This window comes from Streptomyces sp. NPDC094448 (genome assembly GCF_044763775.1).
Lineage (GTDB): Bacteria > Actinomycetota > Actinomycetes > Streptomycetales > Streptomycetaceae > Streptomyces.
Map to the genome: position 1 here is coordinate 89,356 of NZ_JBIWGU010000018.1, position 24,506 is coordinate 113,861.

At 72.0% G+C, this 24,506-nt stretch carries 24 protein-coding genes; 16 read left to right on the plus strand and 8 right to left on the minus strand.

The window, feature by feature from the left end; translation table 11 throughout:
- Positions 1-122: 122 nt before the first annotated feature.
- The 5 genes from ACIQ9E_RS28845 (at position 123) to thpD (ending at position 4,937) form a co-directional block, all read left to right on the plus strand.
- Complete coding sequence (locus tag ACIQ9E_RS28845) at positions 123-1,232, plus strand: pyridoxal-phosphate-dependent aminotransferase family protein (RefSeq protein WP_403711974.1); 1,110 nt, start codon at positions 123-125, stop codon at positions 1,230-1,232.
- A 361-nt stretch (positions 1,233-1,593) separates the two neighbouring features.
- Positions 1,594-2,133, plus strand: a complete 540-nt coding sequence (ectA, locus tag ACIQ9E_RS28850; RefSeq protein WP_403711976.1) for a diaminobutyrate acetyltransferase — start codon at positions 1,594-1,596, stop codon at positions 2,131-2,133.
- 139 nt (positions 2,134-2,272) lie between these two features.
- Positions 2,273-3,541: a diaminobutyrate--2-oxoglutarate transaminase gene (gene ectB, locus ACIQ9E_RS28855; RefSeq protein ID WP_403711978.1), complete on the plus strand. Its 1,269-nt coding sequence runs from the start codon at positions 2,273-2,275 to the stop codon at positions 3,539-3,541.
- 82 nt (positions 3,542-3,623) lie between these two features.
- Entirely contained in the window at positions 3,624-4,022 is a 399-nt protein-coding gene (locus ACIQ9E_RS28860; protein WP_403711980.1) for an ectoine synthase, read from the plus strand.
- A gap of 3 nt (positions 4,023-4,025) precedes the next feature.
- Positions 4,026-4,937: an ectoine hydroxylase gene (gene thpD / locus ACIQ9E_RS28865; RefSeq protein WP_403711982.1), complete on the plus strand. Its 912-nt coding sequence runs from the start codon at positions 4,026-4,028 to the stop codon at positions 4,935-4,937.
- Between the two features lie 121 nt (positions 4,938-5,058).
- Here thpD and ACIQ9E_RS28870 read toward each other — a convergent pair whose 3' ends face one another.
- Complete coding sequence (locus ACIQ9E_RS28870; protein WP_403711984.1) at positions 5,059-6,165, minus strand: alkene reductase; 1,107 nt, start codon at positions 6,163-6,165, stop codon at positions 5,059-5,061.
- A 212-nt stretch (positions 6,166-6,377) separates the two neighbouring features.
- Here ACIQ9E_RS28870 and ACIQ9E_RS28875 point away from each other — a divergent pair, with 212 nt between their 5' ends.
- Positions 6,378-6,962, plus strand: a complete 585-nt coding sequence (locus tag ACIQ9E_RS28875; protein WP_403711986.1) for a MarR family winged helix-turn-helix transcriptional regulator — start codon at positions 6,378-6,380, stop codon at positions 6,960-6,962.
- 22 nt (positions 6,963-6,984) lie between these two features.
- On the opposite strand, the gene ACIQ9E_RS28880 is transcribed toward ACIQ9E_RS28875, so the two are convergent.
- Together ACIQ9E_RS28880 and ACIQ9E_RS28885 are read right to left on the minus strand one after the other, a co-directional pair.
- On the minus strand, positions 6,985-8,025 hold the full coding sequence (locus ACIQ9E_RS28880; protein WP_403711988.1) for an aminotransferase class V-fold PLP-dependent enzyme: 1,041 nt from the start codon (positions 8,023-8,025) through the stop codon (positions 6,985-6,987).
- A gap of 67 nt (positions 8,026-8,092) precedes the next feature.
- Positions 8,093-8,749: a DsbA family protein gene (locus tag ACIQ9E_RS28885; RefSeq protein WP_403712029.1), complete on the minus strand. Its 657-nt coding sequence runs from the start codon at positions 8,747-8,749 to the stop codon at positions 8,093-8,095.
- A gap of 235 nt (positions 8,750-8,984) precedes the next feature.
- On the opposite strand from ACIQ9E_RS28885, the gene ACIQ9E_RS28890 reads away from it, so the two are divergent.
- The 4 genes from ACIQ9E_RS28890 (at position 8,985) to ACIQ9E_RS28905 (ending at position 13,795) form a co-directional block, all read left to right on the plus strand.
- Entirely contained in the window at positions 8,985-10,250 is a 1,266-nt protein-coding gene (locus ACIQ9E_RS28890) for a sensor histidine kinase (protein ID WP_403711990.1), read from the plus strand.
- The gene (locus ACIQ9E_RS28895) at positions 10,247-10,918 is read left to right on the plus strand and encodes a response regulator (protein ID WP_403711992.1); all 672 of its coding nucleotides are present in this window, start codon (positions 10,247-10,249) and stop codon (positions 10,916-10,918) included. The genes ACIQ9E_RS28890 and ACIQ9E_RS28895 overlap by 4 nt, the downstream gene beginning before the upstream one ends.
- A gap of 69 nt (positions 10,919-10,987) precedes the next feature.
- Positions 10,988-12,433: a peptidoglycan D,D-transpeptidase FtsI family protein gene (locus ACIQ9E_RS28900; RefSeq protein WP_403711994.1), complete on the plus strand. Its 1,446-nt coding sequence runs from the start codon at positions 10,988-10,990 to the stop codon at positions 12,431-12,433.
- Between the two features lie 150 nt (positions 12,434-12,583).
- Positions 12,584-13,795, plus strand: a complete 1,212-nt coding sequence (locus tag ACIQ9E_RS28905) for a TerD family protein (protein WP_403712031.1) — start codon at positions 12,584-12,586, stop codon at positions 13,793-13,795.
- Between the two features lie 230 nt (positions 13,796-14,025).
- Here the strand turns inward: ACIQ9E_RS28905 and ACIQ9E_RS28910 are convergent, their stop codons facing one another.
- Entirely contained in the window at positions 14,026-14,829 is an 804-nt protein-coding gene (locus tag ACIQ9E_RS28910) for a phosphotransferase family protein (RefSeq protein WP_403711996.1), read from the minus strand.
- Positions 14,830-15,368: 539 nt separating this feature from the next.
- Between ACIQ9E_RS28910 and ACIQ9E_RS28915 the strand changes: the two genes are divergently transcribed.
- The 3 genes from ACIQ9E_RS28915 to ACIQ9E_RS28925 are packed head-to-tail and all read left to right on the plus strand — an operon-like array spanning position 15,369 to position 16,965.
- Positions 15,369-15,617 (plus strand): hypothetical protein, encoded by a 249-nt coding sequence (locus ACIQ9E_RS28915; RefSeq protein WP_403711998.1) that lies wholly within the window; start codon positions 15,369-15,371, stop codon positions 15,615-15,617.
- Entirely contained in the window at positions 15,595-16,107 is a 513-nt protein-coding gene (locus tag ACIQ9E_RS28920; protein ID WP_403712000.1) for a DUF6879 family protein, read from the plus strand. The genes ACIQ9E_RS28915 and ACIQ9E_RS28920 overlap by 23 nt, the downstream gene beginning before the upstream one ends.
- A gap of 3 nt (positions 16,108-16,110) precedes the next feature.
- On the plus strand, positions 16,111-16,965 hold the full coding sequence (locus tag ACIQ9E_RS28925; RefSeq protein ID WP_403712002.1) for a helix-turn-helix domain-containing protein: 855 nt from the start codon (positions 16,111-16,113) through the stop codon (positions 16,963-16,965).
- A 158-nt stretch (positions 16,966-17,123) separates the two neighbouring features.
- Here the strand turns inward: ACIQ9E_RS28925 and ACIQ9E_RS28930 are convergent, their stop codons facing one another.
- Positions 17,124-19,841 carry a LuxR C-terminal-related transcriptional regulator gene (locus tag ACIQ9E_RS28930; RefSeq protein ID WP_403712004.1) on the minus strand — a complete coding sequence of 906 codons (2,718 nt, stop codon included), beginning with the start codon at positions 19,839-19,841 and terminating at the stop codon, positions 17,124-17,126.
- Between the two features lie 150 nt (positions 19,842-19,991).
- Here ACIQ9E_RS28930 and ACIQ9E_RS28935 point away from each other — a divergent pair, with 150 nt between their 5' ends.
- On the plus strand, positions 19,992-20,723 hold the full coding sequence (locus tag ACIQ9E_RS28935; protein WP_403712006.1) for a hypothetical protein: 732 nt from the start codon (positions 19,992-19,994) through the stop codon (positions 20,721-20,723).
- 132 nt (positions 20,724-20,855) lie between these two features.
- Here the strand turns inward: ACIQ9E_RS28935 and ACIQ9E_RS28940 are convergent, their stop codons facing one another.
- Positions 20,856-21,392, minus strand: coding sequence for a hypothetical protein (locus tag ACIQ9E_RS28940; RefSeq protein ID WP_403712008.1), 537 nt, complete (start codon positions 21,390-21,392; stop codon positions 20,856-20,858).
- Between the two features lie 302 nt (positions 21,393-21,694).
- On the opposite strand from ACIQ9E_RS28940, the gene ACIQ9E_RS28945 reads away from it, so the two are divergent.
- Positions 21,695-22,357 carry a hypothetical protein gene (locus ACIQ9E_RS28945; RefSeq protein WP_403712009.1) on the plus strand — a complete coding sequence of 221 codons (663 nt, stop codon included), beginning with the start codon at positions 21,695-21,697 and terminating at the stop codon, positions 22,355-22,357.
- A 22-nt stretch (positions 22,358-22,379) separates the two neighbouring features.
- Here the strand turns inward: ACIQ9E_RS28945 and ACIQ9E_RS28950 are convergent, their stop codons facing one another.
- On the minus strand, positions 22,380-22,562 hold the full coding sequence (locus tag ACIQ9E_RS28950; RefSeq protein ID WP_403712011.1) for a hypothetical protein: 183 nt from the start codon (positions 22,560-22,562) through the stop codon (positions 22,380-22,382).
- Positions 22,552-22,986: a hypothetical protein gene (locus ACIQ9E_RS28955; RefSeq protein WP_403712013.1), complete on the minus strand. Its 435-nt coding sequence runs from the start codon at positions 22,984-22,986 to the stop codon at positions 22,552-22,554. The genes ACIQ9E_RS28950 and ACIQ9E_RS28955 overlap by 11 nt, the downstream gene beginning before the upstream one ends.
- Before the next feature lie 146 nt (positions 22,987-23,132).
- On the opposite strand from ACIQ9E_RS28955, the gene ACIQ9E_RS28960 reads away from it, so the two are divergent.
- Entirely contained in the window at positions 23,133-24,491 is a 1,359-nt protein-coding gene (locus tag ACIQ9E_RS28960; RefSeq protein WP_403712015.1) for a transcriptional regulator, read from the plus strand.
- The last annotated feature ends 15 nt before the right edge of the window (positions 24,492-24,506 follow it).

A 24,506-nucleotide genomic window follows, 5' to 3' on the forward strand; every position in this document is an offset into this window, starting at 1 on the left:
CCGCCGGGGGCGGCCGGAGGCCGGTCGGGGGCGGTCCGGGGCGGGGATCCGGCTCGGTACCCTCGTGCCGTGTGGCCGGAATACCCCGGCCCGAACCGAACTGTCCGAAGAAGGCGCCCACCGTGACACATCCGTTTCTGGACCTCCCTCCGCTGACCGCCGACCGGTTCGCGGCCATCGAGCGGCGGGTCGCCGCACTGCTCGGCACCGAGCAGGACGTGGTGATCACCCAGGGCGAGGCGCTGCTGCCGCTGGAGGGCTGCATCCGGTCGGGCGCCCGGCCCGGTTCGACCGCGCTGAACGTGGTGACGGGTCCGTACGGCCAGACCTTCGGCAACTGGCTGCGGGACTGCGGGGCGAAGGTGGTCGATCTGGAGGTGCCGTTCCACACCGCGGTCACCGCCGCACAGGTCGAACAGGCGCTGGCCGGGCACCCGGAGATCGACTTCGTCTCCCTGGTGCACGCCGAGGCGGCGACCGGCAACACCAACCCGGTCGCGGAGATCGGCGAGGTCGTCCGGGCCCACGGTGCCCTGTTCATGCTGGACGCGGTGGCCTCGGTGGCGGCCGAACCGCTGCTGCCGGACGTCTGGGGCGTGGATCTCTGTGTGATCGGGGCGCAGAAGGCGATGGGCGGTCCGGCCGGGGTGTCGGCGGTGTCGGTGAGCGCGCGCGCCTGGGAGCGGTTCGCCGCGAACCCGGCCGCGCCCCGGCGTTCGTACCTCTCGCTGCTCGACTGGAAGGAGCGGTGGATCGACGGCGGCCGCCGGGCCCTGCTGCACGCGCCCGCGCAGCTGGAGATGCTGGCGCTGGAGGCCTGTGTCGACCGGATCGAGAAGGACGGCCTCGACGCGGTCACCGCCCGGCATGCGGCGGCGGCCGCGGCGACCCGTGCGGGCGTCTCGGCGCTCGGCGGCGGTCTGACGCCCTATGTGCACGAGGCACGGGACGCCGCTCCGGTGGCGACGACGCTGCGGACCCCGGCCGGGGTCGACGCGGCGGGGCTGGTGGCGGCGGCGCTGGCGGTCGACCCGTCGCTGCCGCTGGTCGCGGGTGGTGGGGCGCTGGCCGGGGAGATGATCCGGGTCAACCACTACGGCGCGGACGCGACCCAGGACGCGGTGCTGTCGTCGCTGTCGGCGCTGGGGGCGGCGCTGGCCGCATCGGGCACGGCGCCCGAGCCGGTCGACCAGACGGCGGCGCGCCGCGCCGCCCTGGCGGCCTGGTCGTAACCGTCCACCGCACGGCCGTCCGCCGGCAGCCCCCGGAAGAATGCAATTCCGGGCCATAAATTGATAGCGGAACCAGAAAACGGGAAGCTTTATCGCCACCTTTACGGATGGCAGCTTCCCGTTTTCTTCTGCCCGGGTTCCGAGGACCTAAACGCTAAAGTTCCAACAGGGCGAACCACCCACTCCCGACATGTGATCGAATCCACAACGGCAGCGTTTTGCGGCTTATTTACCGGACAGATCGTGACATAACTCTGCACGCCCCTGAGGGGCCCGCGCCCGCGCGATAACACATCACCCGGCTCACCCCAAGCCGCAGCAACCATGCATTCATTGAATGACATCGGTAAGTTGAATCGGCATGAACGCCGCGCAGGACAACCTGGTACGAGCCGAATCCCCTGGTGAATTCACCGTTATCGAGAGCCCCCGCGTCGAGGACGGGGCCGCGCTCTGGCGCATCGCCCGCGACTCCGAGGTGCTGGACCTCAACTCCTCGTACAGCTACCTGCTGTGGTGCCGGGACTTCGCCACGACCTCCCTGGTGGCCCGGGGCCCGGACGGCGAGCCCGTCGCGTTCGTCACCGGCTACACCCGCCCGGACCGGCCCGAATCCCTGGTCGTCTGGCAGATCGCGGTCGACCGCGGCCACCGCGGGCGCGGTCTGGCCGGAGCCCTGCTGGACGCGCTGACCGCCCGGGTCACCGCCGAGCTGGGCGTCCGCCGGCTGGAGACCACCGTCACCCCCGGCAATACCGCGTCGGACCGGCTCTTCAGCGCCTTCGCCGCCCGCCGGGGAGCGGAGGTCGAGCGCACCGTCCTCTTCGGCGGGGAGCTGTTCCCGCCCGGTGCGGGACACGAGCCGGAGCTGCTCTACCGCATCGGGCCGCTCGACCGCTGACCGTCCGAGCGCCCCCCGCCGTACGCCCCGCCCCGCCCCGCCCCGATTCCTGTACCGCCCGATGATCCGTCGCCCCGCACCACCGGCCGGCGGCCCTGCGACCGCCGCACGGCCCGGCCCACACCCCCGGGAGAGAGCAGTGACCATCACCCCGCCCGCCCTGAGCATCTTCGAGACCCTCGAATCGGAGGTGCGCAGCTACTGCCGCAGCTGGCCCGCGGTCTTCGACCGGGCCCGCGGCAGCCGCCTCGTGGACGAGGACGGCCACTCCTATCTGGACTTCTTCGCCGGAGCCGGCTCCCTCAACTACGGGCACAACAACCCCGTACTCAAACGCGCCCTGCTGGACTACCTCGAACGCGACGGCATCACCCACGGTCTCGATATGGCGACCACGGCCAAGCGGACCTTCCTGGAGACTTTCCAGAACGTGGTCCTGCGGCCGCGTGATCTGCCCTACAAGGTGATGTTCCCCGGCCCCACCGGCACCAATGCGGTCGAGGCGGCGCTGAAGCTGGCCCGGAAGGTGAAGGGCCGGGAGTCGGTCGTCTCCTTCACCAATGCCTTCCACGGCATGTCACTGGGGTCCCTCGCGGTCACCGGCAACGCCTTCAAACGGGCGGGGGCGGGCATCCCCCTGGTCCACGGCACCCCGATGCCGTTCGACAACTACTTCGACGGCACCGTCCCCGACTTCCTCTGGTTCGAACGGCTGCTGGAGGACCAGGGCTCCGGGCTCAACAAACCCGCCGCCGTGATCGTGGAGACCGTCCAGGGCGAGGGCGGGATCAACGTGGCCCGGCCCGAGTGGCTGCGCGCGCTCAAGGAGCTGTGCGAGCGGCGGGACATGCTGCTGATCGTCGACGATATCCAGATGGGCTGCGGCCGGACCGGGGGCTTCTTCTCCTTCGAGGAGGCGGGCATCGTCCCGGACATCGTGACCCTCTCCAAGTCGATCAGCGGTTACGGGCTGCCGATGTCGCTCTGCCTGTTCCTGCCGGAACTGGACGCATGGGAGCCCGGCGAGCACAACGGCACCTTCCGCGGCAACAACCCCGCCTTCGTCACCGCCGCCGCCGCGCTGCGGACCTACTGGGCCGACGGCGAGCTGGAGAAGCAGACCGTGGAACGCGGCGAGCAGGTCGAACAGGCGCTGCTGGCCCTGGCCGGCGAGGACCCCGAGCCCGGTTTCGGCTTCCGGGGCCGCGGACTGGTCTGGGGGCTCGAATTCCCGGACAAGCAGCGGGCTTCGGCGGTCTGCGCCCGCGCCTTCGAACTGGGGCTGCTGCTGGAGACCTCGGGCCCCGAAGGCGAGGTGGTGAAGCTTCTGCCGCCGCTCACCGTCTCGGCCGCGGAGCTGGACGAGGGTCTGCGGACCCTGGCCCGCGCCGTCCGCGAAACCGCCTGACCGCGACCGTCCGCCCGCCCGCACCGCTCCCCCGTCGAAAAGACCGAACGAACAGAACCGAACGAACAGAGGTGACCACAGCGTGATCGTCCGCTCCCTCGACGACATAGCGAACACGGACCGGCACATCAGAGCGGCCTCCGGGACCTGGGAGAGCAAACGCCTGGTCCTGGCCCGCGAACGGGTCGGTTTCTCGCTCCACGAGACCGTGCTCTACGCGGGCACCGAGACATCCATGTGGTACGCGAACCATATCGAGGCGGTGCTCTGCGTCGAGGGCACGGCCGAACTGACCGACGACGAGACCGGCGAGGTCCACACCATCGGCCCCGGCACGATGTACCTGCTCGACGGGCACGAACGGCACACCCTGCGTCCGGTCACCGACTTCCGCTGCGTCTGCGTCTTCAACCCGCCGGTCACCGGCCGGGAGGACCACGACGAACACGGCGTCTATCCCCTGATCACCGAGGAGGGCTGAACCATGGCGACCGCCACCGGCACCGCCGTACACCACGACCTCTATCCGACCCGCGGCCGGGCCGAGGCGCCGACCCCGCGCCGGGACCCGGTCGTCTGGTCGGCGCCGGGTGCGCCCGGCCCGCTGCTCCCCGCCCAGCTCGCGGCCTACGAACGCGATGGATTCATCGGCGTCGAGGACCAGATCACCGACGAGGAGGTGGCGCTCTACCGGACGGAGATGGAGCGGCTGATCGCCGATCCCGACGTCCGCGCCGACGAGCGGGCGATCGTCGAACCCGGTTCGGACAAGGTGCGCTCGGTCTTCGAGGTGCACCGGATCAGCGCCGTCTTCGCCGCGCTGGTGCGCGACGAGCGGGTGGTGGGCCGGGCCCGGCAGATCCTCGGCTCGGACGTCTACGTCCACCAGTCCCGGATCAACGTGAAGCCGGGCTTCGGCGCCTCCGGCTTCTACTGGCACTCGGACTTCGAGACCTGGCACGCGGAGGACGGGATGCCCGCCATGCGGGCGGTGTCGGTGTCGATCGCGCTGACCGAGAACCGGGACACCAACGGCGGGCTGATGATCATGCCGGGTTCGCACCGCACCTTCCTGGGCTGCGCGGGCGAGACCCCGAAGGACAACTACAAGCGCTCCCTGCGGATGCAGGAGGCGGGGACGCCCTCGGACGGGGCGCTGACCCGGTTCGCCGACGAGCACGGGATCAGGCTGTTCACCGGCCGGGCGGGCTCGGCGACCTGGTTCGACTGCAACTGCATGCACGGTTCGGGCGACAACATCAGTCCGTACGCCCGGAGCAATGTCTTCATCGTCTTCAACAGTGTGGAGAACGCGGCGGTGGAACCGTTCGCGGCGCCGGTACGGCGGCCGGAGTTCATCGGGGCGCGGGACTTCACCCCCGTACGCTCCGGCTGAGGGCCGTCCCGGAGCATCCGTACGGAACGGGGCCGGACCGCTGGTACCGAAGGGGGAGGGGCGCCGGTGCGCGCCCCTCCCCTTTGCCCGCTCCCCCTCGCGGGCGGGACGGCCGGACCGGTCAGACCACAGCCGTGACCGAGTCCGATACCGGGTCCGCCGCCAGCGCCGGGTAGTCCGTGTAGCCCCGCTCGTCACCGCCGAAGAAGGTGGCCGGGTCGGGGGTGTTGTACGGGCCGGACGTACGCAGCCGGGACGGCAGGTCCGGATTGGCGAGGAAGAGCGCGCCGAAGGCGAGCAGATCGGCCGTTCCGTCCTCGACCAGTCCCAGCGCGTCATGGCCGGTCGGCCCCTCGCTGGCGGGGTTGAGCACCAGGGTGCCGGTGAACTCCTTGCGCAGTCCGAGGGTGAACGGCCGGACCTCGGGGGTGGCCTCCAGGAGGTGGAGGTAGGCGATGCCGAGCGGCTCCAGGGCCCGGACGAGCGTCCGGTAGACGGCGTCCGGAGCGGGTTCCTGGATGTCGTTGTACGGATTCGACGGCGAGATCCGCAGACCGACCCGGGAGGCGCCGATCGCGTCCGCGACCGCGCGTACGGTCTCCACGGCGAACCGGGTCCGGTTCTCGTCCGTACCGCCCCATTCGTCGGTGCGCCGGTTGGTGTTGGGGGCGAGGAACTGGTGGATCAGATAGCCGTTGGCGCCGTGCAGCTCCACCCCGTCGAAACCGGCGTCGATCGCGTTGCGGGCGGCGGTGGCGAAGTCCGCCACGGTGGTGCGGACCTCTTCGGCGGAGAGTTCGTCCGGGGTGGTGAAGTCCTGGAGCCCCTGCTTGGTGAAGAGCTGTCCGTCGGCGCGGACGGCGGAGGGGGCGACGGGCCGCAGTTCGCCGGGCAGCAGATCGGGGTGGCCGATCCGGCCGGTGTGCATGAGCTGGGCGAAGATCGTGCCGCCGCGGGCGTGGACGGCGTCGGTGACCCGGCGCCAGCCCGCTGTCTGCTCCTCGCTGTGGAGACCGGGGGTGTCGGGGTAGCCCTGGCCGACGACGGAGGGCTGGATGCCCTCGGTGACGATCAGTCCCGCGGAGGCGCGCTGGGCGTAGTACTCGGCCGTTGCCCCGGTGGGAGAGTGCCCGGGGCCGTAGGCCCGGCTACGGGTCATCGGGGCCATGACGATGCGGTTGGCGAGCGTCCGTCCGGCGAGGTCGACGGGGTCGAAAGCGGTGGTCATCGGGGCTCCCACAGAGGTATGTGGTCGGCCAAATGATATTAGATGGCCGACCAAGGAATCCGGTCGGGGGATACTGTAGCGCACTTCTTTGGCCGACCAAGGTAAAATTTGCGGGAGGCTTCCGGGAGACACTGTCACTGCGGGCGGGGAGACTGGCGCACACACCGTGCGACGAGCACCGGCCGGACCGACACCCCTGCGAGGAGGGTCCGATGACGACCGACGAGTACCTGGCCCCGGCAGGAGCGCGGGCGGAGGCGGAGTGCGCCAGGACCGACGGCGGGACGGAAGCTTCCGCGGCGGACTGCGCCGGAGCGGGCCCGGGGTTCGCCGCCGGACCTGCCTGCGACGAGAAGGCGCCGGTCTCCTTCACGGTCTCCCGGGTCGCCCGGCTGCACCGGATGGTCAGCGGAAAGCATCTGCGGAGCCTCGGCCTCTACCCCGGCCAGGAGTTCGTCATGGTCCATCTGTGGACCCGGGGGCCGTCCCGCCAGTCCGATCTGATCAAGGCCGCCGATCTCGACCCGTCCACCGTCACCAAGATGCTCCAGCGGCTGGAACAGGCCGGGCACGTCCGCCGATGTCCCGATCCGGCGGACCGCCGGGCGGTGCTCGTCGAGGCGACCGAGTCCGGCGACGGGCTCCGGACGGCGGTGGAGGCGGCCCTCTCCGGTCTGGAGGAGCATCTGCTCACCGGTCTCGACGAGGGCGAGCGGCAGGAACTGCTGCGGCTGCTGACCAAGGCGGAGCGGAATCTCTGCCGGGAGGCCGGCGGGGAGTGCGAACTCCCCGAGTAGGGCGTGGCCCCGGGGCCTCGGTTCAGGCCAGTGCGGCCAGGAGCCGGTCCACCTGGCCCGGTGTGTTGTAGAGGTGGAACGATGCCCTCAGGCCGCCGGCGCGGGCCGCGGTGACGATGCCCTGTGCGGCGAGGGCGGGCACCCGGTCCGCCAGCCCGGGGACGGAGACGATGGCGGACTCCCCCGGCACCGGTGTGTGCCCCCGTTCGGCCAGCCCCTCGCGCAGCCGCCGGGCCAGGCCCGTGACCTGCCGGTGAACGGCTCCCACACCCGTCTCCGCCAGCAGTTCCAGCGACGGGACCAGCGCATGGAAGGAGGGGTACGCCGGTGATTCGTCGAAGCGGCGCGCAGTGGCCGCCAGTTCCCGCGCCGGCCCGTACAGCGCCCCGTCCGCCGAGGCGAAGGTCCCGGCGAAGAGCGGCCGCAGGGTGCGCTGCGCCTCCTCGGTGACGGTCAGGAACGACACCCCGCGCAGACCGAGCAGGAATTTGTACGCGACGGTGACCGTGTAGTCGAAATCGCCCGCGCACAGCGGCAGCCAGCCCGCGGACTGGCTGGTGTCGGCCAGGGTCCGCGCACCGTGCGCGGCGGCCGCCTCCCGTACCGCCGCGAGATCGGCGATCCGCCCGTCGGCGGACTGCACGGCCGAGAACGCCACCAGGGCCGTCCCCGGGCGGACGGCGCCGGCGAGCCCTTCGAGCGGGACGTAGCGCGGCTTCAGATCCCCGCGGGCCGTGAACGGGGTGACGACGGAGGTGTACTCGCCCTCGGGGAAGAGCACCTCCGCGCCCGGCGGCAGCGACTGCGCGACCAGACCGACCGCGGTGGCCAGGGAGCTGCCCACGGCCACCCGGTCGGCGCCGACGCCCACCAGTCCGGCGAAGGACTCCCGTACCGCGCCCACCGTTCCGTAGTCACCGGCGCCCCCCGGCCGCCCGGCGGCCAGCTCCCCCGCCAGCGCCGCCAGTGCGGCGACCGCCCGGCGGGGCAGCACACCGCAGGAGGCGGTGTTCAGATACGTCGATCCCAGCGTGAACTCGGCGGCAGCATCCGGAGTCTCCATACGATCACCCTGGGCGCCGCGGGGCACGCGGTCAACCACGGGCACGCGGGCCGGCGCGTCCGCACGCTCACGCGGACTCCGCGGCCTCCCGCGATTTCCACGCCTGCTCCAGTGCCTGGGTGAACAGCTCGGCGGGCTGCCCGCCGGAGACCCCGTACCGCCGGTCGAAGACGAAGAACGGCACTCCGCTCGCCCCCATACCGGACGCCTCCTGCTCGTCGGCGCGGACCTCGGCCGCATACGCCTCGCGGTCCGCGAGGACCCCGCGCACCTCCGCCTCGTCCAGCCCGGCCTCGACGGCGACCGCCACCAGCACCTCGTCGTCGTAGACGGACCGCTCCTCGGCGAAGTTGGCGCGGTAGACCCGGTCCAGCAGCTCGCCCTGACGGCCCCGGGCCTTGGCCAGATGCAGTACGCGGTGGATGTCGAAGGTGCTGCCGTGGTCGCGGTCGTCCGTGCGGTACGGGAGGCCCTCGGCCCGGGCGTTTCCGGCGGTGTGCTCCTCCATCGCCACGGCCTCCTCGCGGCTGCGCCCGTATATCCGCATCAGCACCTCGACGACCGTGTCGACCTCGCCCTTGGGCCGGCCCGGATCCAGTTCGTAGGACCGGTGCACCACTTCCACCTCGTCCCGGTGCGCGAACCGCGCGAGCCCCTTCTCGAAGCGCTCCTTCCCGATGTAGCACCAGGGGCAGGCGATGTCGCTCCAGATCTCGACGCGCATCACGACTGTCTTCTCCACTCTCCGGCCGTCCAAAGGTTCAGTCCGCGTCAACATACGCACCGGGCGGGGCATTCCCGGCCGCACCCGAACCGGAGTACGGCCGGTTTCCGGCGGCGGCACGGGCCGCGGAACGCGGACGTACCCGACGAAAACCCACCTCTGCTCCGGAGCCCGCCGGCCGTCCGGCGGAAAAGGGGATCACCCGGCCCGCCGCCGCCGTGGGAGCGTAAGCGCCATGAGAACGGAGGCTCTCGCCGGCTCGCGCGCCCGGCTGCGCTGGCTGCATCTCATTCTGGGCGGCGCGCTCCTGATGCCGTACTGGCTGGTCGGCACGGTCCTCCTGGCCACCGTCACCAGCACCGGGGCGCCCTTCGGCGGATCCGTCGCCCACCAGTTCGCGGCCTATGCCGTCGCCGTCCCGCTCGCCGCCGTGACCGCACTGTTCAGCCCCGCCCGCCCGCTCAGCACGGCCGCCGCCCGCGCACTGTGCGGGGTACCGGAGGAAGCCTTCGCGGACGGGCCCGCCCGGTCCGGGGCCGCGCGGGCGCGGACCGCGGGCTGGTTCGCCCTGCACACCGGCGTCGGCGCGCTCGTCAGCGGCGCCACGCTCGCCGTGCCGCCGTTCGCCGGGTCTCTGCTGCTGGCTCCGCTGGTACCACCGGTGCGCACCGCGCTGCGCCTGCCCGGTCTGCCATCGGGGGCACTTCCGCTGCTGCCGGTCGCCGGAGCGGCCATGCTGGTCGCGCTCGCGGCGTGCGCCGCGGCCGCCGGAGCGCTGCTGGCACGCGCCGCCCCGGTACTGCTGGGCCCGACGCCCGCGGACCGGCTCGCCGCGGCCGAGCGCCGGGCGGCCCGGCTCGCGGAGCGCAACCGGCTCGCCCGGGAGCTGCACGATTCGGTGGGGCACGCGCTGAGCGCGGTCACCCTCCAGGCCGGCGCGGCCCGCCGGGTGCTGGACCACGACCCGGATTTCGCCCGGCGGGCCCTGGAACTGATCGAGGAGACGACCCGCCGCACGGTCGGGGAGCTGGATACCGTCCTCGGCCTGCTGCGGGAGGAACGGGTCCCGTCGGGATCTGCCGGGGACGGCGGCCCGTCCCTGGCAGATCTCGACGGGCTGCTCTCCCGCGGCGGGGTCCCGGTCTCGCTGGAGCGTACGGGCGATCAGTCCGCGGTGCCCCCGGCGGTGTCCCGGGAGGCGTACCGGATCGTGCAGGAGGGGCTGAGCAACGCCCTGCGTCATGCCGGGCGGGTCCCGGTGTCCTTGAGGATCGCCGTACACGGCGAGGAGTTGGAGATCACGATGGAGAATCCGCTGCCGGACCGGCCGCCGGTGGTCCGCCCGGGCGGGGGCCGCGGGCTGCGCGGGGTCGCCGAACGGGCCGCCCTGCTCGGCGGAACCATGGAGTCCGGAGCGTACGGCCCAGCCGGTACGGAGCGGATCTGGCGGCTGTCGGCAGGACTGCCCCTGTCCGGCCGGCCCGACGGGGCGCCCCGATGAGCGGCACCGGCGCCCTGCGGATCGTGGTCGCCGACGATGAGCAGATGGTCCGCACCGCACTGCGCGCCATCCTCTCCGCCGAACCGGACATGGAGGTGGTGGGCGAGGCAGCGGACGGCGCCTTCGCGGTATCGGTGGTCCGGGAGCTGACACCGGATGTGGTGCTGATGGATGTGCGGATGCCCGGTATCGACGGTATCCGGGCCATCGAGCGGATCCTCGCCGCCGGGCCGCCGGAGGCAGCACCGCGGATCCTGGTGGTGACGACCTTCGAGAACGACGCCTATGTGTACGACGCGCTGCGCGCGGGAGCCGCGGGCTTTCTGCTGAAGCGGGCCGCCGCGGAGGAACTGGTACAGGCGGTCAGACTGGTGGCGCGGAGCGATTCGCTGCTCTTCCCGGCGGCGGTACGGGCCCTGGCCGCGTCCCGGCCCGGCCGGGCGGCCGGTTCTCCCCCGCCGTGGGCGGCCCGGCTCACCGGACGGGAGGCGGCGGTGCTGCGGCTGATGGCGACGGGTCTGACGAACGCGGAGATCGCGGAGCGGATGGGCATCGGGCCGGCGACGGTGAAGACGCATGTGGCGTCGGTGCTGGCGAAGACGGGCACCCGGGACCGGACCCAGGCGGTGATCGCCGCGTACGAGACGGGGTATGTGTCCCCGCACTGACGGGCCGGGCGGAAAGGGGGAAACCGGGCGGGGAACCATCCCGGGGGCGCCGGTCGTCTTCCGGGTGGGATGAACAAGACGATCAGGCACACCGCCGTCTTCACTCTGCTGCTGGTGCTCGCGCTGCTGCTGCGGGCCACCTGGGTACAGGCGTACGAGGCGGAAGCACTCGCGGACAACGACAAGAACCGGCGCAAGGTCATCGACCAGTACGCCCAGCCGCTGGGCGACATCGTGGTGGCCGGGAGCGCCGTCACCGGCTCGCAGCGCAGCTCCGGCGGCGATCTGGCGTACCAGCGCACCTACACCGACGGCGAGCTGTACGCGGCGGTGACGGGCTACAGCTCCCAGGCGTACGGCTCCACCCAGCTGGAGGGCATCTACGGCCAGGTGCTCGACGGCACCGACCCCCGGCTGAAGAACCCGCTGGACACGCTCACCCGCGCCCAGCAGGAGCCGGGTGATGTGCTCACGACCATCGACCCTGCGGTCCAGCAGGCGGCGTTCGAGGCGCTGGGCGACGTCAAGGGCGCGGCGGTGGCGGTCGAGCCCGCCACGGGCCGCATCCTCGGACTGGCCAGCACCCCCTCGTACGATCCTTCGGCGATCGCCGGGACCACGGACGGCGACGCCTGGCAGAAGCTGCTCGCCGACCCGGACAAGCCGATGGTGAACCGCGCGCTGCGGCAGCCGCTGGCCCCGGGATCGACGTTCAAGCTGGTCGTCGCGGCCGCCGCGCTGGAGGACGGGCGGTACGGGACGGTCGACGAGCGGACCGACAGCCCCATGCCGTACACCCTCCCCCTCACCACGAAGCCGCTGCGGAACGACATCCCCAGCGCGCCCTGCGAGGACGCGTCGATCCGCGAGGCGCTCCGCTGGTCCTGCAACAACGTCTTCGCCAAGCTGGCGATCGACCTGGGCCAGGAGAAGGTCCGGGCGATGGCGGAGAAGTTCGGCTTCAACAAGGAGTGGGACGTTCCGGTCCGGGCGTACGAGAGCGTGTACCCGAAGGGGCTCGACGCTCCGCAGACCGGTCTGACCGGCATCGGCCAGTTCGATGTGACGGCCACCCCGCTCCAGATGGCGATGGTCTCGGCGGCGATCGCCAACGGCGGCGTGCTCGCCTCCCCGCACATGGTGTCCCAGGTGGTCGACGCCGAGGGCACCGTCCTCGACTCGTACGACGGGAAACCGGGGAAGCGGGTCGTCTCGGAGCGGACCGCGGAGCAGCTGCGCAGTGCGATGGTGACGGTCGTCGAGACGGGCACCGGGTCGAACGCGCAGGTCGCCGGGGCCGAGGTCGGCGGCAAGACGGGCACCGCCCAGCAGGGGGTCGACAACACGGGCAAGCCGTACGCCTGGTTCACCTCCTACGGCACGGACCGGGAGACCGGGAAGCAGATCGCGGTCGCGGTGGTCATCGAGGACGCGGGCGGTCCGCGCTCGGAGGTCAGCGGAAACGGTCTGGCGGCGCCGGTGGCGCAGAAGATCATGGCGGCGGCGCTCCGGTAGGCGCGCGGGCGCGCGGCGCGAGGGCGTGCGTACCGCCGAGCGGAGCCGTCGGTGTGGTCCCGGAGGGTGAAAGCGGGCGCCGGGAAGGAACGGACGGAAGGGTAAGGGAACGGCAAAGCAGTCCCGGTCGTTACTTCTGGCATGACCGCTATGACCCCCGGCTCGAACATCCCTCTGCCCGCCTCCCGTGTGGCGGTGGACGTCGCCGCCCCCGTGCGGCTCGACGTGTCGGGCCTCCTCCTCACCGCCGACGGCAAGGTGCGCTCCGACGCCGATTTCATCTTCTACAACCAGCCCACGGGCCCGGGGGTGAGCTACCGCTCCGGCGGCGGCTCCGCGCCGGACGCGATCGTGGTCGACACGGCGGCCGTGCCGCCGGGCATCGAGAAGATCGTGATCACGGCCAGCCCGGACGCGGCGGGCCAGTCCTTCCAGGGCATCGAGCCGACCGCCACCGTCCGGGACGCGGACAGCGGCAGTCCGCTGGCCACCTTCACCCCGCCCCGGCTGGGCGCGGAGACGGCCCTGGTCGTCGTGGAGGTCTACCGGCGCAACGGCGTCTGGAAGGTCCGTGCCGTCGGCCAGGGGTACGCCAACGGGCTGGCGGGTATCGCGACCGACTTCGGCGTCTCGGTGGACGAGGAGCCCGCCGCGGCCGCTCCGCAGCCCGCCGCTCCCCCGGTGGCGCCCCCGCCCGTGCCCGCCCACGCACGGGCCTCCAGCACCCCGGCCACCCCTCCGCCGCCCCCCGCCCCGGCCGCGCCCGCGGCGCCCGCCCCCTCCGGCAAGATCAACCTCGACAAGGGCCGGGTCAGCCTCCAGAAGAACCAGACGGTCTCCCTGGTCAAGGGCGGCCGCCCGCTGCTCTCCCAGGTGAAGATGGGCCTCGGCTGGGAGCCCGCGTACCGGAGCAAGGACATCGACCTCGATGCCTCGGTGATCGCCTACGGCCCCCAGCGCAACCACCTCGACAGCTGCTACTTCGGCAAGCTGCAGATCCTGGGCGGCTCCATCCGCCACTCCGGCGACAACCTCACCGGTGAGGGCGCGGGCGACGACGAGGTGATCACGGTCGATCTCGGCCGCCTCCCCGCCGAGGCCACCGGCCTGGTGTTCACGGTGAACTCCTTCTCCGGCCAGAAGTTCACCGAGGTCGCCAAGGCCTACTGCCGTCTGCTGGACGCGGCGACGGGCGAGGAGCTGGTCCGCTTCGACCTGACGGGCGCCGAGCCGCAGACGGGCGTGATGATGGCGAAGCTGATCCGCCAGTACTCGGGCGAGTGGGAGATGACGGCCATGGGCGACTTCGTGAAGTCGCGCACGGTCCGCGGCATGGTCAAGCCCGCGGCCCAGGCACTGTAGGAAAACGGCAGGCGGGACGGCGTATTCCGGCGGCCGTGGCCGGTCGGGCCACGGCCGTACGGCTGTCGACGGCCGCCGTCGCCACCCCCAGCACCGTGCCGGTATGCCCGGTCGGTCCGTGCCGGGGACGGTAACCGGCCGCCTCGCCGGTGGCCCACTCCACCCGCCACCGCGGGCGGGGAACGCCGGCATCTGCGGGAGCGGCCGGCACTCCGTCGATGTGCGGATCATCAGACATGCCGGTATCCGACCAGCCGCCGGTAGCAGCCGTTGCTCCACTCTGCGTTCCGCTCCCCGGCCACAGCGGTCCAGTGCCGGCAGACGGCCTCGACGAAGGCACGGACCGCTTCCGGGGCGGCCTCCTGCCACGCGGGTATGGTCGCCAGCCAGGCGAGGGCGGCGTCCGGGGGGTGGTCGCATTCCATGAGCCGTACGGCGGTGTACGCGGCGTCGGCCCAGGCGGGGCCGGTGGCGGGCCTGGCCCAGTCGACGACGTACGCCCGCCCGGTCGCATGCTCCACGAGGAGATTGTGCGGGTGGGTGTCGGTGTGCAGCAGGGTGTCCCCGGCGAGCAGCTCGGAGTCCCCGGGCCCGAGGTGACCGGCGAACTGCTCGGCGAGCGTGGGCACCCGGACCCCGTCGGGCACCCGCAGCCGCCCCATGCGCCCGAGCACATCGCGTACCGCGTCCAGATCCTCCGATCCGGGCCCGAGGTCGGCGTGCCGCCCGTCGACCCGGTCGAAGACGAGGACCCGCCATCCGGCTGCCCGCACGTCGTACCGCAGAGCAGGCCCAACTCCCCCGACGGCCATGCCGAGCAGGGCTTCGAGGTGGAGTGCGGCGGACTCGTCCGTGTCCCTGTCCGGCACCCCCTTGAGGAAGAGGCCGCCGTACCGCTGTGTCCGGACGGTTGCCGCGAGCCGACAGTTCAGCCCGTGGGGGACGGTCTCGGCGCTCAGTACGGCGCCGGTCCGCGCGGTGACCTCGTCCCGGAGGGCGGCGGGGAGGGCGTCCCAGCCGACACGGTCGATCATGACGGTCCCTTTCTCGGGGCGGGCCACTCGGCGTGATGCAGGCGGCCCGGTGGTGCCGGTCGGGTGCTACTGCTGCTGCGTGGCACCGCACAGACGGCACCGCATCTTTCCGCTCCAGCCGACCCACTGGTGTGGGCAGTCGGCCATGCCGGGGGTGCCCGGGGCACTCGTGCTCCGGACGCTGCGGTGAAGGTCCGGGCACTTCGCGGCTCCGCAACGGCACGGCGGCCATGCCCGTTCGGGAGCCGCTGCCGGAACAGGGCCGGGGGCGGTGGGGGGACGATCGGTACGCTGCATCTGTCGACTCCATTCAGTCGGCCACCCCTGGGCCTGGCGAGGCTGCGAACGTTTGTCCTGCTTCGCAGCGCGAGCAGGAAGACGACCGTAGGGAGTGACGCATACCTGCCGCCACAAAGTTGCACGCGATTACAGGGACGGACCTCCGTCCAGGTCACACCTTGTCGGCGCACTTGACAGCCTCGCCAGAATGCCCCTACCAAGTCTGCGAACCGGTGCAACTTCCAAGCGACGGAGGCGACATGGACCTACGGTTCGTCGGGATCGACCCCGAGACGGACGACGACGGATGCCCCACCGTCTGGGTGGACCGAGAAGCAGAAGACATACTGATCCAGAGCTACACGGCCGACGCAGAGTCGGCGGGGAAGTGCCACGCCCTCTCCCCGGCCAAGGCTCCGATCCCGCCCACCGAAACCATCATCAGGATTCCCCGGCGGATGGTGCCGCTGATCAGGAAGGCATGCGATGACCTCGACGGACTTCGGTGACCTGATCGCAGCCACCACCAGCACCGCCGTCCACCTGGAAACCCGGGATCAGTACTTCAGCAACCCGCGCCTGGAAGCCTGGCGCAAAGGCGAGCGCGTCGACTGGGACGACCGCGCCTCCTGGTGGCGCCCCTTCCATCAGCAGATCGCCGACGCCGTCGCCCGAGGCATCGCCGTCCGCCGGGCCCGGGTCGTCTCCGAACCGGTGACCGAGTACATCCGCTGGGAGCACTACGTCACCCGCGCCAACACGGAGGCGGGGGAGGACGTGCGTTGGCTGCCCCGCAGTCGAGCCGTCGACCTCCTCGTACCGGTCAACGACTTCTGGATCTTCGACGATCGGATCGTCCGCATCCACCACTTCTCCGGTCCCGGGCACTGGTCGGACAAGGAACTCCGCACAGAGCCGGACCTGGTGAAGGCACACATCGAAGCGTTCGAGAACGTCTGGGCGCGCGCGATCCCGCATGCCGAGTACGAGATCGTCTGACCCATGGCCGGCTCCCCGACGACCAGTGTGCAGGAAGCCCGAGCCGCCCTCGCCGAGCGGCTGCGGAGCCTCCGACTGGACGCGGGGATCACCGGCAAACAGCTCGCAGCGGCCTGCGGCTGGTCCGCCGCGAAGTCCTCGCGGATCGCGGCAGGCCGCACGAGCCCGTCGGACGATGACATCCGGGCCTGGTGCCGAGCGTGCGGCGCCGAGGACCGGACAGCCGACCTGATCGCCGCCCGGCGCCAGGCGGACTCCATGTACGTCGAGTGGCGCCGCCTCCAGCGCACCGGGATGCGGCGTCTCCAAGAGGCATCACGGCCGCTCTACGAACGCACCCGTTCCTTTCGTGTCTACGCCTCGGGCGTCATCCCCGGATACCTTCAGACCCCCGGCTACGCCCGCGCCCTCATGGGCACCATCGCCCGGTTCCGCGGAACCCCGGACGACGTCGACGACGCGGTGAAGGCACGGATACGGCGGTCTCAGGCCGTCCTCCACGGGGACCACCGGTTTGCCACCCTGATCGAAGAGAAGGTCCTGCACCACCGGGTAGGCGACACCGAGGTCATGGCCGGCCAGCTCGGCCACCTCCTCGCCTCCATGGGACTCCCCTCCATGTCCATCGGGATCGTCCCCTCCGCAGCGGCCCGGGAGCAGGTGATGTGGCCGGTCGAACAGTTCACCGCCTTCGATGACGACCGCGTGCATGTCGAACTGCTGGCGGCGAAAGTCACCGTCACCGCGCCGGGCGAGCTGGAGGTGTACCACCGGGCGTTCGCGAGGCTGGCAAGGCTCGCGGTCCACGGGGCGCATGCGCGGGCGCTGATCGTCAAGGCCATCGACGCCCTTGCGTAAGCTCACGGCCGTCGTCGCGGTGGAGCCCCGGCGGCGGTTGCAGGAGCGACTGACCTCCACCTCCGTGGAGAGCCCGAGCACCACCCCGATCCGAACGGCCTCACCGCCCCCTGCGATACGGCAACGTCACCGGTGAGAGCACCGGTACCCCCTGGAAATCACACCGATCCCTCGGTCGGCGCGGCCGTCAGCAGCGTCGACAGCTCTGTGCGGCCCGTCGCCCCCGTCTTGCGGTAGACCCGGTGGAGATGGTTGTCGACCGTCCTGACCGCGACCCCGAGTACGGCCGCGATCTCCCTGCTGGTGTGCCCGGCGGCGGCGAGACGGGCCACGTCGCGCTCCCGGTCCGTCAGTCCCGGTGTCCAGCAGGCGAGGACCGCCGGGGTCATCGCCCCTTCGCACGCCGCGGTGAGGCGGTGGCAGCGGTCGGCGGCCCGCTGGGCCCGGGTGTCCTCTCCCCGGCGGGACCAGAGCCCGGCCGCCTGCGCCGCCGCCTCGGCCGCGTGGAGCCGCATCCCGGCGGTGTCGAATCCGGCGAGGACCCGCTCCAGGGCGGCCGGGTCCCGGGCTCCCAGTGCGGCGGCGTGCTCGGCGTACAGGGCCGGATGCGGGGCGTCGCCCTCGGCGGCGAGGGCGGCGAGGCGGGCCGCGGCGCCCGCGGGCCGTCCCAGCCGGACCGGCAGATGCAGCAGTTCCGCCTCCCAGAGCGGAATCCCCTGTTCCCTTGCGCCCTCGGCGGCGAGCAGTGCCTGCCGGACGGCCTCGGCCTGGCGGCCCCGGGCCGCCAGGATCCACGGCTGGGCCATCCGCAGGGCCGGGATCCGGAAGCAGCGGTAGGACTCCATCCGGGCGAGATGCGCCTGGTCGAGAAGCGACTCGGCCGCGGCGGTATCACCGAGTTGTGCCTCGACCACGGCCCATTCGCCGAGCAGCAGCCCCTCCTGTCCCCAGGTGCTGTCGTCCCGCAGCACGGCACAGGCGTCCCGCATGTGTTTCCGGGCGGTGCGCAGGGCGCCGCGCCGGGCGGCGACCCTGCCCAGGTAGAACTGCCAGACGCCCTGACCGGCCACCCAGCCGGACTCCCGGGCCCGCCGGAACTCGTGGGCCGCCGTGGCGTCCGCTTCGTCCAGTCGTCCCGCATAGGCCTGTACGGTGGCCAGCCAGCTCATCACTCCCGCGGCCAGCATCGGGATATCGTCCTCACCGGGCAGCATCGGGAGCGCCGATTCGAGGAGTTCGAGCGCGGCCGCTGTCCTGGCATGGCAGAACGCGTGCACCCATGCCGCGTACTGGAGCCGGATCCGGGTGCCCGCCCCCGGGTGCGGGCGGCGGCGGGCCCGGTCGACGGCGGCGGTGTACCCGGGCCAGTCGGCCTGTACGGCGAGCAGGAGGGCCTGGAGCGCGGCGAGTTCCGCCCGGGCCGCCTCGTCCCGCAGCTCTTCCTCGCCCCGGTGCAGCAGGTCCACGGCGTCGGCGGGCCGGTCGAGGGTCAGATACATATTGGCTGCCCGTAACTGGAGCGAACGCAGTTGCTCCCGCTCGGGAAGCACGCTCTGTGGCAGCCCGCTGTGCACCTCTTCCGCCTGGACGCCCTGGCCGCCGTGGCCGAGGGCGATCGCCAGCACCCGGCGGGCCGGGATGCCGCCGCCCGCCGCGCACGCCGCCCGGGCCAGCTCGACGGCGAGGGTGAAGTCCATGGTCAGAACGGCGTGGTCGGCGGCGGAGAGCAGCAGGGCGGGGTCCGAGTGGTCGCCGGACGCCAGCCGCCAGCCGCCGACCCGGGCCGGGTCCGCCCGGCGCCGCATACCGGTGCGCTGAACCGCGTCGGCGAGTTCGCGGCAGTGCCGGCGCCGCCGGTGGGCGGGCATCCGCTGCCGCAGTACCTCGCCGTAGAGCGGATGGGCCAGCCGGACCAGGGCGCGGCGGCCGTCGCTCTCCCCGGCGGCGAGACCGTGGTGGTCGAGTTCGTCCAGGACGGCCGGGCCGACGAGGTGTTCCAGCTCGGCGGAGCCCAGGGGTTCGCCGAGCGCCAGTAACTCGGCGGCGCGCCGGACCGCGGGGCGCAGGCGGCCGATCCGCCGCTCCACGAGACCGGACAGCTCGGTGCCGGGGTCGAGCGGGCCCTTGCACTGCCAGACCCCGGCGGTGTCTGTGAGCGTACCGGCGGCGGTGCCGGCCTCCACGAGCTGCTGGAGCCAGAGCACATTGCCCCCGCTGTACCGCCACAGCAGATGTCCCGTGGTGCACTCCACCGGTCCGCCGAGGGCCCGTTCCAGCAGCAGACCGATGGATTCGGCGGTGAGCGGGGGCAGTTCCAGCCGCCGGGCGTAGCCGCCGCGGACCATCGCGTCGACGGCGTCCGGCAGGGGGGCGCCGGAGCGGGCGGTGAGCACGATACGGAGGTTCCGGCGTACGGAGAGATGGAGCAGGAGCGCGGCGGATCCTTCGTCAAGGAGCTGGGTGTCGTCGACGTGGAGCACCGGCTCCGTATCGCCCGCGTCGGCGAGGAGTCCGTCCGCGAGGGCGCGGAGCAGGTTGGACCGTCCGTCGGACGCCGGGAGGGGCTCGGGCAGCAGATGTGCCAGGGCGCCGAAGGGGATCCGCCGGGTGCTCTCGGTGGCCGGGGCGGTGAGCACGCGTGCCACGGGTCGGGCGGGCCCGGCGAGCAGCTCCCGGACAAGTCGTGTCTTGCCGACTCCGGCGGGCCCGGTCAGCAGCAGGGCGTACGGCTCCGGGCCGGTCAGCAGGGGTACCAGCTCGCCGAGGGCGTCCTCCCGGCCGGTGAAGGGCCAGGAGTGAGCGGAAGTGAGGCTTCCGGTGAGCGGCCGCCGACCGTCGTCCGGTGTGACGGAGTTTCCTGTGGTCCGGTGCCGCACGGCGGCCCCCTCCCTGAACGGTGGCGCCCGGTGGTACCCCGTCGTGGGTCTGAGTACCAGATTACTCACGACATGACATGACGTCAGGAATACCTTCTCCTCGGTGCCGGGAACCACCACCGGCCCGTCGGCGGAGACCGAGGAGGCACTGTGCGCAGCAGAGTTGGAAGGGGCCGGACCGCCGGACCCGTCACGCTCCGATCCCTGTCGGCCCGGCTGATCACGGCCGTCACCGTAGTGGCCGGGGCGCTGGCCGCGGGACCGCCCGCGGCGGCGGCCGACCTGCCCTACGGGCCGTACACGTGTGCCAACGGTTTTGTGTGGCGGGAGGCGTTCCCGGGCGACCAGGTCTGTGTGCCCCCGGCGATCCGCAGCCAGAGCTGGTCGGAGAACGCACTGGGGCCGTCGCGCCGGGAGCCGAACGGCGGTCCTTACGGGCCGGACACCTGCAAACAGGGCTTCGTCTGGCGGGAGGCCCGCCCGTCGGACCGGGTCTGTGTCCCGCCGCCCAGCCGTGACCAGGCCCGCTCCGACAATGCCAACGCGCCCTGGCGGCTGGTCTCCCCCGGCGCGACGCCCCGGGGAGGGGTCTCCGTGACCACCACGCCGCACCAGCTCGGCGGCTGGCTGTACGCCACGGGCAGCGGGGTCAGCCCCTACGGGGCGGTGCGGTTCTACGCGGTCGGCATCAACACCGTCGGGCCGTATTCACTCGGGGTGCTGACGGCCACTCCGTCCGGGATGCTGCCGGGATGGCAGTACGTGGCGGACATCCGTTGCCGGAGCGGGCAGACCGGCCCGGCGACGATCGTGGTCCTCGACCAGGCCTCGGGTCTGGTCACCACCGCCGGGACTACGGACGCGTTCCGCCGCTGCGGCTGACCGAATCGTTCTTCCCCGCCCGGCAGCCGGTGCTGCCGGGCGGGGACTCGGGGGGCATGACGTCGGTCCCCAGGGCCCCGACCGGGCCCTGGGGACCGACGCTGCGGTTCCACAGGATGCCGATACGGTCCGTCATTCGCCTTCCGCATGGGACAGGGCATCGCTGATCAGGGAAGTCGCGAAGGAACGATCGTCGGTCATGCGGTTGATGTGCTCCGCGAGCAGGAAGGCCGTGGCTTCCAGCGGAGTCATCTCCTCCTCGGTCCAGTACCCGAACTGCAGACGCCAGAGATTGGGGCTCAAGCCGGTGCCCGCGGCGATGACCAGGGCCGCCATGGTGGGGATCGCCTCGGCGGGGACACTCCTCGGCATCATGCGCATCGTGGCGACCAAGTTGGGGACCACGTACTCGACGACGTCCTTGCCGTGGTCCTCGTGGGCCGTCCGCAGCCACTGCATGAACATATAGATGAGCGTGCACACGCCGTCCAGCAGGTCTTCGATTCCGCCGGCGCCCAGGGAGGCGGTGAACTGCTCCAGCAGTTCCCGCTGCACGGGGTCGGGTTCGGTACTCCCGTCATGGACCTGCTTGAGCCGGGAGTCGATCATCATGAGCGCGGCACTCACATCACCGGCGGGAGCGAGTGCGGGGTCACAGGACGACGTCATGGATTCCTCCTCGATACGCCGCGGCGCCCGGCGGCCGTGCCCGTACGGTAGGCCGCCGCCGCGTACGAGTTCCGAAAAATCCGATGAACCTCCCCCGTCCGTGTGAAGCCCCACCCGTTCAAGCCTGCCGGGAAATGAACGGTCGGCGGTGTCAGGGGGACGCGGGCAGCACATGCTTCGGCCCGGCGGGCGCCCCGCACAACGCCCGTCCGGTGCGACGGTCACACTCCGCGGCTCACCCGGGAACCTCTCACCCGCTCCCGCCCGGAAGAATGCGGCCGGAACGAGAAGGGGTGCTGACGATGGACATTGCGGGAACCGCAAGGCTGTTGATCAACAACGACGGTCACTCGTCGCTTGAGCTGACCGTGGAGCCCTGGGCGGACACCCATCGGATCCCACCGGGCAAAACCCGGGTCGTGGTCATCCACTCACCGGACCGGGACGGTCCCTGGCACGCGACCTTGGGCGAAGACGAGCCGTTCCGAGTCGAACACCGGCCGGACGCCATCACCGTGTGGGCCAACAGCACGTGCTACCACCTCAGTGACACGGCGGGCGCGCCGATCGACGCGGAAGAAAGTCCCTGCCCTGCCCGGAGGCCCGCTGCCGCCGTGCCGATCGCACCTCTGCCGCCCGTGCGCTCCGATCTCACCGTGATCTACACGGAACAGCTCGACGCCTGCCGCGCGTTCTACACCGGCCTCGGCCTCCCCTTGGTGCCCGAGCGGCACGGCACCGGCCCGGAACACTACGCCGCCGAACTCGACGGCACCGTGCTGGAGCTGTACCCCGCCGGCCGCCGGGGCGTGACGGGATACCTCCGCCTCGGGCTGGTCGCCGCCGCTCCGGGGCTCCGGCCGGGACAGCACACCCTCAGCGACCCCGACGGCCGTACGGTCGTCCTCACCGTCCCCGAAGATGCGGCCCCGGCCCGTGAGGGGGACACGGACCGGGGCCGGTGAAGCCCCGCGGGCGCCGACGGGATCAGCGGCACCGCGGGGTGGTCTTCGTCCGCCAACGCGGAGCCGGGCATGCGGGGTGGGCGTAGAGGGAGGGGCGGGCGCCGGAGTCGGAGAAGCCGACCATCACCAGGTTCTCCTCCGTACGGTCCACGGGCCGTTCGCAGTAGATGCAGTACTCCGGCGGCGGGCCGGGCCTATCGGTCATCGTCGGTCTCCTCGCCCGGAGCGGGTGTCCTGTCGGGGCAGACCGGGCCGCCGCAAACGCACGGCGGCCACTCCGGCTCGGGCGGGTCGAGTGTGGTGTACGGCGACGGGCTCCCCGTCGGACGACCCGCATCGCTACGGTGCATCGGCTCCTCCTTGTCCGGTCGTCCGGCTCGGCCGCGCGGGGCCGGTCCATGGTCGGGGGCGGGGTCGGGGTCCGCGTACGGACGCTCCGGCGCTGACAGGCCCGACACCCGGTCCGGCCACTCGTCCCGGTCCTCGCCGAGGTCGTCATGGGCAATGACCGTCACCACCCCGAGCCCGGCGAGCACAGCGGTCCACCAGACCACCGCCGCCCCGGCCTCGAAGGCATTCCGCACCGCGGCGACGACCGTCGGCGCTGTCTCCTGCATGTGGTTCGGCACGGGTCTCAGCCTCGCCGTGACGGGGCAGGCTTGAGGAGAGGACGCATGTGCCCAGTTGTGCCCAGCCTGTTACCACGTGTGCCCATCCGGGCAGGAACGCGCACAGTTCGACTCCGGGCCGATACTTCGCGATGCACTATGGGGAGGTGAGCATCGACGGGCATCCGCTGGCCTACCTGCTGCACTGTCAGGGCTGGTCGGCGAACGACTATCTGACCCGCTTAGGGGCCGTACACCAGCAGCTCGGCTACGGGCCGATCGCACGGGACCGCAAACGGGTCACCCGCTGGACCAGGGGCGGCGTCGCACCGGACCTGCACGCACAGAAGGCGATGGCCGTCCTGCACGGCATCCCCGAGCACGAGATCACGGCCCGGCCCTGGCCCGAGTGGCTGAGGCTGGCATGCATCCACGACCGGCACCTCCTCACCGCCGAGTGGACCCCCGCCACCACGATCGAACTGCTCGACCGCGTCGCCACCGCAGGAGGAGCTGCCATGGACCGCAGAGGATTTCTCGTCGTCACCGGAGTAACACCGATACTCGCCGGAGTCGCCACCGCCGAACCGGCCACCGCACGATCACTCGGGCGCCGCATCGGCGCAGGCGTGCCCACCCTGTTCGAAGAGTCGCTGGCGATTCTACGGAGACAGGACGATCAGCTCGGCTCCGGCCAGGTTCATGCCACGGCGCGCGCGCAGCTCCGGCTGATCCTGCGCACGCTGAAGACCACTTCGTACACCGAGGACATCGGCCGTCGACTGCACGGCACCGCGGCCGAAGCAGCCCGTATCTGTGCCTGGACCGCATACGACTCAGGCCACCACGGCGCCGCCGAGGAGTACTACGTGGCCGCTCTGCGCGCGGCGGCCTCCGCGGCCGACCCCGTGGTCACCGCGAACACCATGGCCTTCTGGGCGGTCATGCGCTACTCCACCGGCGACCCCCGAGGCGCCTCCGACCTGGTGGCCGACGCCCTGCGGCGCGCCGACCGAATCGGCTCGCCCACCATGACGGCCATGCTGTACGCGCGGCTCGCGCGGGCCCATTCACGCGCGGGCGAAGGCCACGCCACCGAGCACGCCCTCGGCTTCGCGTTCGACGCGTACGACCGCGCCCGCGACCGGTCCCCGGAGGAGGACCCGGACTGCGTCTACTGGGTCAACCTCGGTGAATTGCACATGCTCGCAGGGTCGTGCGCGCTGAACCTCGGCAGGCCTTCCGAAGCACTGACCCATTTCGCGGCAGCATCGGCGGACCTGCTCGACGCGTACCACGAAGAGGAATTCCCGCGCGGGGCCGCCATCTACCTGGCACGGGAGTCCGAGGCCCGCGTCGCACTCGGGGACCTCGACGGCGCCGTGCACACCGCCCGCCGGGCCGTCGACTACATGGGCGGCGTCTCGTCCGCCCGCAGCAGCTCCAGCCTCACCGACCTCCGCACCCGGCTCACCGCCCACGCCACCGTGCCCGTCGTCCGGGACTTCCTGGCACAGACCGCCTGAACCCGTCGTGCCCGG

What these genes read in the sequence shown, in the direction of transcription:
- ectA (WP_403711976.1), top strand. Translation starts at nt 1,594, where the DNA reads ATGAACGCCGCGCAGGACAACCTGGTACGAGCCGAATCCCCTGGTGAA.
- thpD (WP_403711982.1), top strand. Translation starts at nt 4,026, where the DNA reads ATGGCGACCGCCACCGGCACCGCCGTACACCACGACCTCTATCCGACC.
- ACIQ9E_RS28870 (WP_403711984.1), bottom strand. Translation starts at nt 6,165, where the DNA reads ATGACCACCGCTTTCGACCCCGTCGACCTCGCCGGACGGACGCTCGCC.
- ACIQ9E_RS28875 (WP_403711986.1), top strand. Translation starts at nt 6,378, where the DNA reads ATGACGACCGACGAGTACCTGGCCCCGGCAGGAGCGCGGGCGGAGGCG.
- ACIQ9E_RS28880 (WP_403711988.1), bottom strand. Translation starts at nt 8,025, where the DNA reads ATGGAGACTCCGGATGCTGCCGCCGAGTTCACGCTGGGATCGACGTAT.
- ACIQ9E_RS28885 (WP_403712029.1), bottom strand. Translation starts at nt 8,749, where the DNA reads ATGCGCGTCGAGATCTGGAGCGACATCGCCTGCCCCTGGTGCTACATC.
- ACIQ9E_RS28890 (WP_403711990.1), top strand. Translation starts at nt 8,985, where the DNA reads ATGAGAACGGAGGCTCTCGCCGGCTCGCGCGCCCGGCTGCGCTGGCTG.
- ACIQ9E_RS28895 (WP_403711992.1), top strand. Translation starts at nt 10,247, where the DNA reads ATGAGCGGCACCGGCGCCCTGCGGATCGTGGTCGCCGACGATGAGCAG.
- ACIQ9E_RS28900 (WP_403711994.1), top strand. Translation starts at nt 10,988, where the DNA reads ATGAACAAGACGATCAGGCACACCGCCGTCTTCACTCTGCTGCTGGTG.
- ACIQ9E_RS28905 (WP_403712031.1), top strand. Translation starts at nt 12,584, where the DNA reads ATGACCCCCGGCTCGAACATCCCTCTGCCCGCCTCCCGTGTGGCGGTG.
- ACIQ9E_RS28910 (WP_403711996.1), bottom strand. Translation starts at nt 14,829, where the DNA reads ATGATCGACCGTGTCGGCTGGGACGCCCTCCCCGCCGCCCTCCGGGAC.
- ACIQ9E_RS28915 (WP_403711998.1), top strand. Translation starts at nt 15,369, where the DNA reads ATGGACCTACGGTTCGTCGGGATCGACCCCGAGACGGACGACGACGGA.
- ACIQ9E_RS28920 (WP_403712000.1), top strand. Translation starts at nt 15,595, where the DNA reads ATGACCTCGACGGACTTCGGTGACCTGATCGCAGCCACCACCAGCACC.
- ACIQ9E_RS28925 (WP_403712002.1), top strand. Translation starts at nt 16,111, where the DNA reads ATGGCCGGCTCCCCGACGACCAGTGTGCAGGAAGCCCGAGCCGCCCTC.
- ACIQ9E_RS28940 (WP_403712008.1), bottom strand. Translation starts at nt 21,392, where the DNA reads ATGACGTCGTCCTGTGACCCCGCACTCGCTCCCGCCGGTGATGTGAGT.
- ACIQ9E_RS28945 (WP_403712009.1), top strand. Translation starts at nt 21,695, where the DNA reads ATGGACATTGCGGGAACCGCAAGGCTGTTGATCAACAACGACGGTCAC.
- ACIQ9E_RS28950 (WP_403712011.1), bottom strand. Translation starts at nt 22,562, where the DNA reads ATGACCGATAGGCCCGGCCCGCCGCCGGAGTACTGCATCTACTGCGAA.